This window comes from Actinoplanes sp. DH11, from assembly GCF_020873875.1.
GTDB lineage: Bacteria > Actinomycetota > Actinomycetes > Mycobacteriales > Micromonosporaceae > Actinoplanes.
The window spans coordinates 178,769-192,804 of the sequence record NZ_JAHWGU010000006.1; the positions used below are offsets into that span (position 1 = coordinate 178,769).

At 71.7% G+C, this 14,036-nt stretch carries 13 protein-coding genes; 7 read left to right on the forward strand and 6 right to left on the reverse strand.

What is annotated here, in order from left to right; genetic code table 11:
• Positions 1 to 38 precede the first annotated feature (38 nt).
• From LPA41_RS42935 to LPA41_RS11195, 4 genes are all read left to right on the forward strand, one after another.
• Positions 39 to 698 (forward strand): response regulator transcription factor, encoded by a 660-nt coding sequence (locus tag LPA41_RS42935; RefSeq protein ID WP_229070036.1) that lies wholly within the window; start codon positions 39 to 41, stop codon positions 696 to 698.
• Positions 695 to 1,816 carry a histidine kinase gene (locus LPA41_RS11185; protein ID WP_229070037.1) on the forward strand — a complete coding sequence of 374 codons (1,122 nt, stop codon included), beginning with the start codon at positions 695 to 697 and terminating at the stop codon, positions 1,814 to 1,816. Before LPA41_RS42935 ends, LPA41_RS11185 begins: the two co-directional genes overlap by 4 nt.
• A 162-nt stretch (positions 1,817 to 1,978) precedes the next feature.
• On the forward strand, positions 1,979 to 2,590 hold the full coding sequence (locus LPA41_RS11190; protein WP_229070038.1) for a DivIVA domain-containing protein: 612 nt from the start codon (positions 1,979 to 1,981) through the stop codon (positions 2,588 to 2,590).
• Positions 2,591 to 2,617: 27 nt separating this feature from the next.
• Complete coding sequence (locus LPA41_RS11195; protein WP_229070039.1) at positions 2,618 to 2,926, forward strand: hypothetical protein; 309 nt, start codon at positions 2,618 to 2,620, stop codon at positions 2,924 to 2,926.
• An 83-nt stretch (positions 2,927 to 3,009) separates the two neighbouring features.
• On the opposite strand, the gene LPA41_RS11200 is transcribed toward LPA41_RS11195, so the two are convergent.
• Genes LPA41_RS11200 through LPA41_RS11210 form a run of 3 tightly spaced genes read right to left on the reverse strand, consistent with a single transcriptional unit; the run spans position 3,010 to position 5,070 of the window.
• The gene (locus tag LPA41_RS11200) at positions 3,010 to 4,014 is read right to left on the reverse strand and encodes an enoyl-CoA hydratase/isomerase family protein (RefSeq protein ID WP_229070040.1); all 1,005 of its coding nucleotides are present in this window, start codon (positions 4,012 to 4,014) and stop codon (positions 3,010 to 3,012) included.
• Positions 4,015 to 4,066: 52 nt separating this feature from the next.
• The gene (locus LPA41_RS11205) at positions 4,067 to 4,576 is read right to left on the reverse strand and encodes a GNAT family N-acetyltransferase (protein WP_229070041.1); all 510 of its coding nucleotides are present in this window, start codon (positions 4,574 to 4,576) and stop codon (positions 4,067 to 4,069) included.
• 17 nt (positions 4,577 to 4,593) lie between these two features.
• On the reverse strand, positions 4,594 to 5,070 hold the full coding sequence (locus LPA41_RS11210; RefSeq protein ID WP_229070042.1) for a hypothetical protein: 477 nt from the start codon (positions 5,068 to 5,070) through the stop codon (positions 4,594 to 4,596).
• A gap of 207 nt (positions 5,071 to 5,277) precedes the next feature.
• Here LPA41_RS11210 and LPA41_RS11215 point away from each other — a divergent pair, with 207 nt between their 5' ends.
• Both LPA41_RS11215 and LPA41_RS11220 read left to right on the forward strand, forming a co-directional pair.
• A complete protein-coding gene (locus tag LPA41_RS11215; RefSeq protein ID WP_229070043.1) occupies positions 5,278 to 6,198 on the forward strand; it encodes an alpha/beta hydrolase fold domain-containing protein in 921 nt (306 codons plus the stop codon).
• 38 nt (positions 6,199 to 6,236) lie between these two features.
• Positions 6,237 to 7,178: a DMT family transporter gene (locus LPA41_RS11220; RefSeq protein WP_229070044.1), complete on the forward strand. Its 942-nt coding sequence runs from the start codon at positions 6,237 to 6,239 to the stop codon at positions 7,176 to 7,178.
• A gap of 56 nt (positions 7,179 to 7,234) precedes the next feature.
• Here LPA41_RS11220 and LPA41_RS11225 read toward each other — a convergent pair whose 3' ends face one another.
• The 3 genes from LPA41_RS11225 to LPA41_RS11235 all read right to left on the reverse strand — a co-directional run bounded on the left by LPA41_RS11225 (position 7,235) and on the right by LPA41_RS11235 (position 12,723).
• Positions 7,235 to 11,125 (reverse strand): Ig-like domain-containing protein, encoded by a 3,891-nt coding sequence (locus LPA41_RS11225; RefSeq protein WP_229070045.1) that lies wholly within the window; start codon positions 11,123 to 11,125, stop codon positions 7,235 to 7,237.
• Positions 11,126 to 11,285: 160 nt separating this feature from the next.
• Complete coding sequence (locus tag LPA41_RS11230; RefSeq protein ID WP_229070046.1) at positions 11,286 to 11,939, reverse strand: M23 family metallopeptidase; 654 nt, start codon at positions 11,937 to 11,939, stop codon at positions 11,286 to 11,288.
• Positions 11,940 to 12,021: 82 nt separating this feature from the next.
• A complete protein-coding gene (locus LPA41_RS11235) occupies positions 12,022 to 12,723 on the reverse strand; it encodes a GAP family protein (RefSeq protein WP_229070047.1) in 702 nt (233 codons plus the stop codon).
• Positions 12,724 to 12,833: 110 nt separating this feature from the next.
• Between LPA41_RS11235 and LPA41_RS42940 the strand changes: the two genes are divergently transcribed.
• Positions 12,834 to 13,970, forward strand: coding sequence for a histidine kinase (locus LPA41_RS42940; protein ID WP_229070048.1), 1,137 nt, complete (start codon positions 12,834 to 12,836; stop codon positions 13,968 to 13,970).
• Positions 13,971 to 14,036: the final 66 nt, after the last annotated feature.

Here is a 14,036-nt window from a genome sequence, read left to right on the forward strand (position 1 = left end):
CGGATCGGCGGTGAACGGCGACGAGCGGGCGGTGCGGTGTGATCCGGGTGGTGGTGGTCGACGACGAGGCCCTGGTGCGGTCCGGTTTCGCGATGATCCTCAATGCGGCGGCCGACATCGAGGTCGTCGCGACCGCGACCGGGGCGGGCGCGCTCGCCGCCGTCCGGGAGCACCGGCCCGACATCGTGCTGCTCGACATCCGGATGCCGGACGTCGACGGGCTCACCGTGCTCGGCCGGCTGCGGACCCTCGAGGCCCCGCCCACGGTGGCGATGCTTACCACCTTCGACGCCGACGAGTACGTGCTGGCCGCCCTGCACCGGGGCGCCGCCGGATTCCTGCTCAAGGACACCGAACCGGAACACCTCGCGCAACTCGTGCGTACCCTCGCCGCCGGTGGCGTGGTGATGTCGCCGAAAGCCTCCCGGACCCTGCTGCGCAGCCTGCCCCGGGCCGCGGCCGACGACCAGGAGGCCGGCCGGGTGGACCGGCTCACCGGGCGTGAGCGCGACGTGCTCGTCCTGCTGGCCCGAGGTCTGTCCAACGCCGACATCGGGATCCGGCTGCACCTGAGCACCGGCACCGTCAAGGACCACGTCAGCGCGCTGCTCACCAAGCTGCGCGTCTCCGGCCGGGTGCAGGCGGCGCTGCTCGCCCAGCGGGCCGGGCTGCTCGACGCCGGGCAGGACGAGCGGTGACCGGCGGCCGGTGGCGCGGCCTGCGGCGACGGGTCCCGGCGCCGGTGGTGGACGCGGTGCTGGTCGTCCTGGCCGGTCTGGACATCTGGTTCAACCCGCTGACCGGCAGGCCGCTCGGGGTGGCGGCCGCCGTGCTGGGCTGCGGGGCGCTGGCACTGCGCCGCCGGTACCCCGTCGCCGTCGTCCTGCTCACCCTGCCGGCCGCGCTGGTGCAGGGTGCCGTGGTCGCGCCGTTCGCCGCCCTCTACACCCTCGCCGCCCGCACCCGGGACCGGCGGCTGCTCGCCGCCACCGTGCTGATCTCCGCGGTCGCCGGGGCGGTGCCCTCCCCGCTGGACGACGACCCCGGCGGGGTCGGCGGCACCCTGATCTACTTCGGTTACACGCTCGCCTACTCGGCGTTCCCGGTGCTGCTCGGCCAGCTCGTCCAGGCCCGGCACGACCTGGCGCGGCGGCTCGTCGAGATCGAGGACGTCAAGGAGCACGAACGCGTCCTGCACGCCCAGGCCATCCTCGCCCAGGAACGCGCCCAGCTGGCCCGGGAGATGCACGACGTGGTGTCGCACCAGGTCAGCCTGATCGCGGTGCAGGCCGGGGCTCTGCAGGTGGCGGCCGCCGACGCGCAGACCCGCGAGGCGGCCCGCACCATCCGTTCGCTGAGCGTCGGCACCCTCGACGAGCTGCGCACCATGGTCACGCTGCTGCGCTCGGCCGGTGACGACACCACCCAGCTCACCCCGCAACCGACGCTCGCCGACCTGCGTACCCTGATCGCGTCCAGCGGCATCGAGGTGGAGCTGCGCGGCGACGCGGTGCTGCCGGTCGGCACGCCCGCGCAACGAGCCCTCTACCGGACGGTTCAGGAAGCACTCACCAACGTCCGCAAGCACGCCCCCGGCGCCTCGGCCACCGTGGAGCTGTGGCAGGACGGCAACCACGTCGGCGTCACCGTCACCAACAGCAGGCCGTCCCGGCCGTCGCTGCCGCTGCCCGGTGCCCGGCAGGGGCTGGTCGGCCTCCAGGAACGCGCCGACATCCTGCACGGCACCTTCGAGTCCGGACCGACCGGGGACGGGGGCTTCCGGGTACGCGTACGCCTCCCCGTCCTGACCGATTAGGGCACCCGATGTCGGGGAACTCCTGCGTGGCCAGCCGTCACTGTCGGGTTCCCGTCTCGACACACGGTGTTGACTTTGGAGGTGACCTCACGTGTACTTCTTTCCAGCGCGCGCCCGTGAGCTGTGGGAACGTGCGCCGGAGCCGGCCGGAGGAAGCGGGGAATGACATCACCTCTGCAGTCCGTGCCGCTGTCCGCGGACGATGTCGACACCGTCGTCTTCCGGCAGCCCCGACCCGGCACCCGTGGCTACCACGACGGTGAGGTCGACGCCTTCCTGACCACAGTGGCCGCCGAGATGCGCCGCCTGGAGGCGGAGAACAAGGCTCTGCACGAGCGGCTGCGGCAGCCCGACGCGGGCGGGCAGATGCGCGGCGAGCTGCGCCGGATGGAAGCCGAGAAGATCCGTGCCGAGGAGCGGCTGCGCGCACTCGAAGCCGAGTTGCGGGCCGCGCTGCCGCCGGCCAACCCGCAGGTGATGAAGCTGGCGGAGCGGACCGCCGAGCAGTACCTCGCCGAGGTGCGCCAGGAGACGGGCGAGGTCCGCGACAAGGCGGCCACCGAGGCGGCGCTGCTGGTCAGCGAGGCCGAGCTGCAGGCCTCCACCATCGTCGCCGACGCACGGCACCGGCACGCCGAGCGGCTCGCCGAGCTGCCGGCCCGGCGGGCGGCCGCACTGGAACGCATCGAGGCCCTGCGCGCCGAGGCGCAGCGCCGCCGGGACTCGGTGACCGGCGAGCTGAGCGCCCGGCTCCAGGACCTGCTCGGCACCTGAGCACGGTCCGGTGGCTAAGATCCGGCGGTGACCAACTCACTGGGGCCGCTGCGGTGGTACGCGGGACTCGCCGTCGTGTTCTTCGGGATCGTCCCGGCGGTCCTGGTGACGCTGCTGGTGATCGACGGGAAGACGCCCGGGCAGGTGGGTCTGCTGCTGATCGGCGGGATCCCGCTGGTGCTGGCGGCGATCTTCTTCGCGGTACGCGGGTTCGCCGCGGCCGACGGGCCGGAACAGGCGGCCCGGCACCTGAATCTCAGCATGGCGCTGGTGGCCGGCGCGGACGTGCTGCTGCTGGGCGGCAACGCGCTGATCCGGATGGCCACCGGCGCCTGACGCCCGGCCGTCCCTGACGCCCGGCCGTCCCTGACGCCCGGCCGTCCCTGATGCCCGGCGGCCCCGGACGAATTCGGCCATCCTTATGAATCGGGCGCCAGCACGTCCGCCGGGACCTCCGCCAGGGTTGGCGGCTGCCAGCGTGGGCGGCGGTCCTTGTCGATGATCTGGGCGCGGATGCCCTCGGCCAGGTCCGGCAGGCGCAGCATCGCGGCGGACAGCCGGTACTCGCGCTCCAGCGCCGCCGCCAGGTCGGGCAGGCCGGCGGCGACGCGGATCGAGCGCAGCGTCGCCACCAGGGACGTCGGTGACTTCGTGGCGATCTCCTTGGCGGCGGCCTGCGCGGCCGGGGACGGGTGCGCGGCGAGCCGGGACACGATCTCGCCGACGGTCGGGGCGGCGTAGCAGCTGTCGATCCATTCCCGGGCGGCGGCGAGGTCGCCGGGCGGCGGCTCGCCGGCGAGGGACCGCACCGCGTCCACGGCGCCGGTCCGGGTCAATGCCTCGATCAGGTCGGGCAGGCGGCCGGCGGGCACGAAATGGTCGGCCAGGCCTGCCGCGATGCCGTCGGCCGCGCCGATCGGCGTCCCGGTGAGCGCGAGATGCGTGCCCAGCTGCCCCGGCGCGTGCGACAGCAGCCACGAGCCGCCCACGTCCGGGTGGAAACCGATGCCGACCTCGGGCATCGCCAGCCGGGACCGTTCGGTCACCACGCGCACCGAGGCGTGTGCGGAGATCCCGATGCCGCCGCCCATCACCAGGCCGTCCATCCAGGCGACGATCGGTTTGGGGTACGCCGCGATTGTCGCGTTCAGGCGGTACTCCGCCGCCCAGAAGTCCAGCGAGCCGGTGCCGCCGGAAACGGCGTCGGCGTGGATGGCACGGATGTCGCCGCCCGCGCAGAGCCCGCGGGGACCGGCTCCCGTGATGAGTACGGTCCGAATCTGATCAGCGGTCCGCCAGTCCTGGAGGGCGCTCGCGACGATCGCGACCATCTCCGGGGTGAGTGCGTTGATCGCGGCCGGCCGGTTGAGCGTGACGTGGCCCAGCTGCCCGTCGACGTCAATGATCACCGGTTTCTCGCTCATCCCATGATCCTCGCAGACGGCACGCTGCCCGGTCGATCAGCGCCGGACTCCTTCAGTCCCGCGTACGCTCCTCGGTCCGGAAGGTCCGCAGCCCCCGCCGATGATAGTTGGGCAGGGCGTTCGGGTGGTCGGCCGAGGACGTGTGCAACCAGATCCGGGAGACGCCGGCCGTCAGTTCCCACGCCTGCCGGAGCGCGAGCGTCAGCGCGTGACCGCCCAGCCCTCGCCCGACGAACTCCGGCACCAGCCCGAACGTCTCGATCTCCACCTCGGCGCCGCCGGCCGACTGCGGGTGCAGGTCGTAGGCGACCAGGCCGGCCGGGGTGCCCTCATAGGACAGCAGCCAGAACAGGCGGTCCGGGTGCTCGGCCGCCCAGGTCGCCCACTGCTCCGGGGTCCGGGTGGCGCACTTCCAGCCGTGCGGGGCGCCGATCCGGACCTGGAGGTCGATCACCCAGGGGGAGGAGCGGTCCAGCGGTTCCAGGGTCAGACCCGGCACGGGTGCGGCCGGGACCAGCTGGCCGGGGGTTGCCATGTCGACATATGTCACTGTCTCCCGCACCCCGGCAGTTTATCGGCTCAGAAGTCGATCTCCACTCCGGCGGCCGCGCAGACCGTGGTCATGGTCCGGCTCAGGCCCTCGAAGTCGGCGCCGGCGGCGGTACCGACCGGGTCGCCGGAGTCCGCCGCCACGCCGATCTCGTCGGAGAGTGCCTGCGCCGCCGTCGTCACCGGGCTCGCGGACGCCGAGGTCAGCGCCTCGCCGACAGTGGTGTGGAACTTGGTGAAGTGCCGTTTCGCGTCGGCGGGCAGGACGCCGCCCTGGGACTGCTGCGACTCGGTGATGCCGGTCTTCATGGCCTTGCCGGCCGTGTCGACCGTGCGGCACAGCTCCGCGTCGCCGATGGCCACGGGTGCGCCGGCCGCCGCGGACGTGCCCGCGGATGTGCCGGCGGCGGGGGTGGCGGACGGTTCGGCCGGGGTGTCGCTGCAGGCGGCGAGGGTCAGGAGGCCGGCACAGAGCAGGGCGGCGGGCAGGAGACGGGAACGCATCACGAGCACGCACGGTAGCCGACGCGACCCGCGCCGACCCTGTCAGGTGGCACCCGGGGCAGGCGCGTGACGGGCAGTGGCGGGCTGCGGGGGAGGCGCGTGAGGGGCAGCGGCGGGCGGCCGGAGGAGGCGCGTGATGGGCAGCGGCGGGCGGTCGGACAGTCGATTGACGGATGGCACGGTTGCGCCGGGCCGCGAGGATCACACGGTATGACTCCGCGCTATCGACAGCACCTGACCAGTGCCGGCGACGTCGGGATCCGCCCGGGGCGGGCGCCGGACGTCACCGTCGACGACCTCACCGTCCCGGGCGGCACCCGCGTCCGGGTGACCCGCCCGGCCGATGCCGGCGGCAGGCTGCCGGTGGTGCTGTTCACGCACGGCGCCGGCTGGATCTTCGGTGACGACGCCGGCTACGACCGGCTGATGCGGGAGCTCGCCGTGCGCGCCCGGGCGGCCGCCGTCTTCGTGGACTACCGGCATTCGCCGGAGAACCGGTTCTCGGCGGCGGTGCGGGAGTGCCGCGGCGCCCTCGACTGGGTGGTCGCGAACGCGGGCGGGCTCGACCTGGACCGGGGCCGGATCGCGGTGGCCGGTGACTCGGCGGGCGCGGCCCTCACGGTCGCGGTCACGGTGCCGGCGAAGAGACTGGTGACGGCCCAGGTGCTGCTCTATCCGATGATCAGCAGCACGTACGCGGGCTCGTCCGCCTTCGACACGGTCTCCTACCACCGCCGGGCCACCGAGCACTGGATCAGGCGGCAGTCCGGCATCTGGTCGGTGCCGGCCCGGCAGTCGCCCGCCCCGATCGCCGAGGCCGCCCCGATCGCCGAGGCCGCTCCGGTCGCCGGGACGGCCCCGGCCTCCGAGGTGGTCCGGCCGGACGCCGACGGCCGGTTCCGCGGCCTGCCGCCGGCGCTGGTCGTGGTGGCCGAGGCGGACGTGTTGCGGGAGCAGGGAGAGGGGTACGCGGCGGACCTGCGGGCGGCCGGCGTCCCGGTGCGCACGGTGCGCCACGAGGGTGTGATCCACGACTTCGTGATGGTGGACGCGCTGGGCGACATGGAAGCGGCCAGGACGGCCACCGAGCAGGCGGGACGATATCTGTACGACGTGCTCCACGGAAACTGAGGAGCGGAACCGGCCGGTCCTGAGGCAGAGTGTCAGGGGTGACTACGCTTTCCGGTCCTGACACGAAGGCCCCGGCCGAACTCCGGCGGTGGCTGCCGGCCTTCCTGGCACTCGCCGTGATCTGGGGTACCAGCTTCCTGCTCATCAAGGTCGGGGTGCGGGAACTGCATCCGATCTGGCTCACCTTCGGCCGGGTCGCCGCCGGTGCGCTGACGCTGCTCGTGGTGCTCGCCGTGACCCGCGACCGATTGCCGCGCGACGCCCGGTTGTGGGGCCATCTCGTGGTGATCGCGCTGGTCGGGGTGGTGCTGCCGTTCACCCTGTTCGGGTACGGCGAGCAGCGGGTCTCGTCGGTGCTGGCCGGCATCTGGAACGCCGCGACGCCGCTCGTCGCGCTGCCCCTGGCGGTGCTGGTGTTCCGGGCCGAGCGGATGACGGTCAACCGGGCCGCCGGCATCGGGCTGGGCTTCGCCGGGGTGATGGTGGTGCTCGGGGTGTGGCGCGGTGTCGGCGGTTCCCAGCTGACCGGGCAGCTCCTGTGCTTCGCCGCGGCGATGTGTTACGCCGTCGCCATCCCGTACCAGAAGAGGTTCGTCGCCGGTCGCACCGGCAGCGGCGTCTCCCTCGCCGCCGCTCAGCTGCTCGTCGCTCTCGCTCAGCTCGCCGTGGCGGCGCCGCTGCTCGCGGGTGCGCCGCCGAACCCGGCCGGTCTGTCCACGCAGGTGATCCTCAGTGTGCTGGCGCTGGGTGCGCTGGGGACCGGGCTGGCGTTCGTGCTGAACTTCCACGTGATCCGGGTGGCCGGGGTGACCGCGTCCAGTTCGGTCACCTATCTGATGCCGGTGGTCGCGACGGTGGTCGGCGTGACGATCCTGCGCGAGGAACTGCACTGGAACCAGCCGGTGGGTGCGCTCGTCGTGCTGCTCGGCGTCGCGGTCTCCCAGGGCCTGCTGACCCGCCGCCGCGCGATCACCGGGTGACGTGCGAAGGGCCCCCCACGCGGGAGGGCCCTTCCACTACTTCCTCTTGGTACGGGCTACTTCTTCTTGGTGAGGGTGAGGGTGAGCGTGATCGGGACGCTGACCTTCTGGCCCGCGGTGTCCTCGAACGTGACGGTCGCGGACACCTCCAGCGTGCCGGCCCTGGCCAGCGCCTTGCTCGACTCCGCCGTGGGCGTGACGGCCAGCGTGACGCCGCCCGCCTTGCTCACGGTCCGGCTGACGTAGGCCACCTGGTCGCTGTCGAGGGCGACCTTGCCGGCCACGTTCACCGCGGCCGTGACGGTCGCGGTGCCCGCCGTGGCGTTGGTCTCCACCTTGCCGACCGTGAGCACGGGCAGCGGCAGAACCGAGACGGTCAGCTTCTCCGACAGCCGGGTGTTGCCCGCCGAGTCGGTGACCAGGCCCTGGAGCGCGACCTTCTTGCCGGCGTGCGCGGCGGCCGGCTTCCAGGCGAAGGCGTACGGCGACGCGCTGCTCGTCTCCACCGCGGCACCGTCGACCAGCAGGGTGACCGAGGTGACCCCGAAGTCGTCGGCGGCCCGGATCAGCGGCCGTACCGTCCGGCCGACCGTGACCTGCTGGTCGCGGCCGGGCGAGGCGACCACGGCCGTCGGCTTGGCGTCGGTGACCTGGCCGGCGCCGGTCGGCACCGACTTCGGGGCCGACTTGAGTGGCTTCTCCAGGACGACCGAGCCGCCGGCGGAGACCGGGCCGGTGAGGTAGCTGCCGGACACCGTGACCGGGGCGTCGGTGCGGGCCGTGGTGCCGGCCGCGTCGGTGTTGACCACGCCGCCGAGGACGTTGCCGGTGACCTTGACGGGGCCGGAGTCGGCGAGCGCGAGACCGGAGATCCGGCTGCCGGTGACGTACCCGTCGGTGCCGCCGGTGAACTTCACCCCGGTGCCGGGGCCGTCCACGACGGTGCCGGCGACGTACCCGTGGTAGCGGATGCCGCTGCGGACCAGGTTCTCCGGTGCGCCGTCGCGGCCGCGGGTGCCGTCGAACAGGATGCCGCCGGACTGGAAGCCCTTGACCAGGGTGCCCGTCACGGTCAGTTCGCTCTCCACGGTGCCGGTACCCGTACCCTGGATGATCCCGGTCTTGACGATGCCCCAGCCGTGCGGATGCGCGGTGGTCTCGGCCGCGGTCGTGGCCGTGCGCAGCGGGCCGACGACGCTGTTCGCGACGCGGCCGGCGGCGCCGAAGTACGCGATGCCGGCCTCCACCCAGGTGTCGCCGGAGGTGACGGTGACGCCGGAGATGTCGACGAACATCTCGTTGGTGTCGGTCGAGCCGAGCGACTGGCGGGACACGGTGATCACGTTGCCGCCGCCGTCCCGCAGGTAGGGCTGGGTGCCGGCGAGGTCACCGAGCGACGGGGCCGGCTTGATGGTGACCTTGTCGGCGCCGGTGCCCTTGATGGTGAGCGGCTTGGTGATGGTCAGGCCGTTCTTCGCGCCGGACTGCACCGGGTTGGAGTTGTGGTTCAACGGTGTCGACGACTCCTCGTAGACGCCGTCCTGCACCAGGATGGTGTCCCACGGTGCTGCCGCTTCGACGGCCGCCTGGATCGAGGTGAACGGGGCGTTCGGGGCCTGCTTGCGGTCGTCGTCGACGGTCCAGACGTTGCCGGGGGTGGCGTCGTCCTTCTCCAGGGGCGCGCCGGTGGCGTACCCGCCGTGCCCGGCGCCGTCCGCCTTGGCGACGCCGTCCGACTGGACCTGCGCGCCGTACGCACTCTCCTGGAACCGCACGTCCGCCATCTGGATCGAACCGGACTTCGGCAGGCCGCCCTCGCCGAAGCGGAACTCCACCGAGGCCAGCGAGCTGATGTTGACGCCCTGCGCGGCGAACTCGTTCAGCGGCACCCGGATCTGGTCCAGGACGATGTGCGTGTTCGGGGTGTTCGTGCCTGTCGACATGTGCAGGGCGTTGCCCCAGCGCGGGTCGCCGGCCTCGACGACGCCCTCCCGGTTGTTCGTGTCGCGCAGGGCGATCACGAAGTTCTGGGTGGTCGACGCCGGGTCGTAGGAGGTGGGCTTCTCGTTCGGCCACGCCGGGCTCGCCGGGGTGCCGTTCACCGTGGTGTCCCGGGTGTTGTCGCCCCGGTTGTCGGCGCCCGGGTTGCGGGTGTCGAAGAAGTTGACCGCGGCGCTCAGCGCCAGCGACTCCAGGTCGGACATGTTGCGGGTGTCGGCCGGGATCTGCGCGGTCAGCTTCGCCGTGGCGTCGGACTCCCAGGCCAGGGTGAGTTGGCGGCCGTAGGAGTGGTTGACCGGCGCGTTCTCACGGATGCCGTTCTGGCCGCCGAGCGCGGTGGCCGCGGGCAGCGGGCACTGCTTGACGGCGGTGGGCAGGCCGGTCTTGCCGAGCTGGGCGGGCGCGAAGTGGTCCGGCTCCGGGTTGCACCAGTCGTAGCCGCCGGGGGTCGCCGCCGGCTTGGCAGGCACGCCGGCGGCTTGGGCGTACGGGTTCGCGAAGCCGCTGCCGGACAGGGCGCCGCCGAGCGCGTTGAGCGTGAGCGGGTTCTCCACCTCGGGACGGATCACGTCCATCCGGACGTCGTCGCCGGCGAAGTAGCTGGTGTTGACCCGCTCGTTGCACGGGATCCGGGTGCCGGACTCGCTGGTCGGGCAGGCACTGGCCGGGACCTGCAGCCCGGTGGCGGTGTTCGCCAGCTCACCGGTCATGTACGGGTCGAATGCGCCCTCGCCGCCGATGTAGCGCCGGAAGAACGCGGCCATGGTCGCGAGGCCGAGCTTCTCCTGGTCGCCCATCCGCTCCGGGTCACCGGAGATCTTCGTGTTGACCTCGGGGTTCAGCGGGTCCGAGTTGTCGATCTTGTAGTTCAGTGCGTCCACCGTGGAACTCGCCGCACCGGACAGCCGCAGGTTGTTCGGGTGGATGTTGTTCGTCGCGAACGGCGCCGAGTTGCCGCAGGCCGCGTCGTTGTTGGACTGGCCGTCCGCGCCGCCGTCGGCGTACCAGACGGTGTTGTACCAGTTGTGGATCGCACCGAGGTGCTCCACCTGGATCATCGGGTACGGGTTCGTCGAGTTGATCGTCTGGCCGCGCTCGAACTGCCGGGCGCCCATCAGGTTCGACACGTCGCCGTCGCACATCGGCAGGATCGACATGAACGGCATCCCGTACGGGGCCTTGCGCTCGTAGTCGGTGGCCGCGAGCGAGATGACACCCTTGATCGGGTAGCTCGGCCCGTCGGTGCGGATGCGGTTGTAGTCGATGAAGTTGGTGACCGCGTCACCGCCGCGCGAGTGGCCCATCAGGCCGATCCGGGTCATGTCGAGGTGCCCGGAGAGCGCGGTGCCGATCGTGGTGTGCTCGTCGACCGGCAGGCCGGCGGTGGAGTTGGACGCGCTTATCGCGTCCAGGGCGGCGGCCAGCAGCATCCGCCGGTTGTGCATGCCTTTGCCCTTGGCGTTGTCCTGCCGCATCATGAGCTGGTCCTGCGAGAGGGAGAACGTGGTGTATCCCCAGGTCGCGAGGTTCTCGGCGAGGTAGGCGTAACCGCTCTCGTTGTGCTTGAACTGCGCACAGGTGAGTCCGGCCGAGTTCTGGCCGGAGTCGCAGGAGCCGTGGTTGCCGTGCACCAGGACGATCAGCGGCGACGGCGTCGTGCGCAGCGAGTAGTCCGGTGTGTAGAGCTGGCCGCGGATCTCGACCTGCTCGGGCGCGGCGGCGGTGCCGGCCGTGGGCGCGCCACCGTCCGAGTTCGGTTCCTGGATCGTGGCGAGGCCGAACTTGGCCTCCTGGATGACCTGGTGACCGTACGGGCCACGGGCGGTCGGGTCGGGAAGTGCGGTCTCGGTCGTCGGTGCTGCCGGTGCCGCGGTGGCCGGGGCGGCGATGCCCACCGGGATCGCGGCGGTGAGGACCGCCGAGAGCAGTAATCCGCCTATTTTCACGCAGTTCTCCTAGGAACAGGAGTTGAATGATCAACTAGGCGGCGACGCTAATCAGCAGGTGTTTCTCAGGTGTTTCTCATGGGATTCCAATTGCGCGCGATGTCACATAAACGAATCGTGGCCGTTCCGCAATGGCGGAACGGCCACGAACTCGCTGCGATCAGGCCTTGCAGTTGTGCTTCTTCTTCCATGCCTTGACGGCGGCGGCCGGGCTCTTCTGCCCGCCCTTGCGCCACGACGTGAGGTACTTCGCAGGCCACACCACACCCCGGCGGACCTTCCAGTCACCGGTCTTCTTGCACGGCGGCGAGATGCCGTAGTGCACGTGGCAGACGTTGCTGGCGTTGCCCGTCTTGCCGACCCGGCCGAGCGTCTGGCCGGCCTTGACCCGGACGCCCTTCTTGATGCCGGCCTGCACCGTGCTGAGGTGCGAGCCGTAGTAGCGGACGCCGTCGTCACCGAGAATGGAGACGAACTTGCCGCCGTTGTTCGGGCCGTCCGGCTTGCCCTTGACGTACTTGTCCTTCCGGCTCACCTCGAGCACCACGCCACTCGTGGTGGCGCGGAACTTCTTGCCGCAGGCGGCGAAGATGTCGGTGGCCGGATATCCGGAATGCGTCTTGGGAACGGATACCTTCGACGCTTTCACGGGAAAGACGTATTTGACCTTCTTGGCAACGGTAAGTGGCGCCTTCGTGACCACTGCGGCTTTGGCTGCCGGAGGTGCCGCACTCGCCGGCCCCCCGAGACCGGCCAGGCCGGTCAGGGTGACGGTGAGTGCCGCCACCCCGGCCAGACATTTATGAAATCGCATGGCGACACCCTAGTGGCTGTACGTCCTCCCAGCTCGCCGCGGTGTCGTCCGGCGGAGCCGGCCTGCCCGAGGTGTGCGGCGGTCAGCCGCCGAGCAGGCCCAGCCGGACGGCGGCGTCCCGGGCGAGCAGGAATCCCACGATGCCGACGATCCAGGAGAGCGTGTTGCTGTTCGCCATCCAGTCACTGATCCGGGTCAGCGGCTTGGTCACCCACTGCCCAGCCGTCAGTCGCGCCACCAGCAGCAGCAACGCCGGGACGATCATGACGAGGCAGTAACCCGCCATGATCATCGCGACCTGGCCGGCGGGCAGCGCGGCGGTGGTCAGCAGACCGATCGCACCCAGGTACGGCAGCATCGTCGTCACCTCGGCGGCGGCCGCCGCCAAGGCCAGCGCGGCGAGCCCGCCAGCGCCGCGGTCCGCGGACAGGGCCCGTTCCCGCCAGCGCAGCAGCCGGCCGCCACCACCCGGGCTCCGCTTCTGCCGGCGCTCCAGGCGGAAACTCCAGAAAAACAGCGCGACCCCGGCGACCAGCTGCGTCCACATCGCCGGGCGGGTGTCCAGAACCCGGGTGATCTGCGGGAGGAACGCGTCGGCGCCGAGCGCGACGGCCACCCCGATGCCGAAGTAGAAGGCGGCGACCGTACCCAAGAAGATCAAAATGCGCCCGGGCCGCACCGGGCCGGGATGCAGCAGAAGCCAGATGGGGATGAGCAGCGTCCCGAAGCTCGTCGAATCGACGAGCGCCAGAACCACCAGCGACCTGAGCAGCGCGAAATCCATGCACCCACCCTGCGGCCGCCACCCACCGCGGCGCGTCGGTCGAAGGAGGACCCGGGACGTACATCTTTCTGCGTACGCCCGGCCCCCGCATCCATGATGAGATGGGGAACGTGAGCTCGAAGGACGTCGTCACCGCCGCCGCGACGTTCGCCGCCGGACTGTTCTGCAACCTGGTCGGACTGACCGACATCTGGGGCACCCCGCAACTCGGCGCCCTCCGCGGCGCGCCGATGTGGTGGCACACCGCGCTGCTCGCCGCCGGCTGCCTGGTCATGGTCGGCAAACGCCGCCACCCGATCGTCGCGGTCACCGCCGGCGCCGCGCTGACCGCCGCCGACCTCGCCTTCGGCGGCAGCATCGGGATGGTCCTGGTCCTCTTCGACCTGATCTTCTCGGTCGGCCTGCACGCCTCCGCCCGCGCCCGCACCGCCGTGACCACCACCGTCTTCGTCCTGATCGGCACCATCAGCGTGGTCGGCGGCCTGGCCGCGGGCGAAATCCGGATCGGCGCGTTCCTCGCCCTGCAACTGACCACGCTGCTGTTCGTGCCGCTGTGGTGGGCCGCGAACATCCGCCAGCAGCGCCAGATCGGCCTGCTCGATGCCGAACGCACCGCCCGCGAAGCCGTCCTCGCCGAACGCGCCGCGATGGCCCGCGACCTGCACGACGTCATCGCCGCACACCTCACCACCACCGCCATCCACTCCGGCGCCGCCCTGGCCCGCCCGCCCGACACCGACCGCGACCGCGCCACCCTGGGCGAGGTCCGCACCAGCAGCCTCGCCGCCCTGGAGGAGATGCGCTCCATGATCATGGTGCTGCGCGCCGACGACCCGGCACTCGCCGACCCCACCCTGCCCGGCGGCCTCGACCGCCTGCCCGACCTGGTCACCTCCGCAGCCGGCGACCTGCGCATCACCACCCGCCTCCACGAGGTCCCCGGCATCTCCGCGGCCGTCTCACACGCCGTGCACCGGATCGTCCGGGAAGCGCTGACCAACGCGGGCAAACACGCACCCGGCTCCGACGTACACCTCGAAGTCCAGCCGCTCGGCGACACCGTCACCGTGACCGTCACGAACACCCTGACCCGCCCGCCCGCGGACGACCATGCGGCCCTCAGTGCGGGCACCGGCCTCATCTCGCTGCGCGAGCGTTCGGCGTTGCTGGGGGGTTCGCTCACGGCCGGGCCGGAGGGGGACCATTTCCGCGTACGGGCGGAGCTCCCCCTGCGGACCCCGGCATGACCCGCGCCCTGCCGCTCCACCCGGTTTACGGTGTGTTCGGCGTTCTGTTGTTTCGTTGGGGTTGCG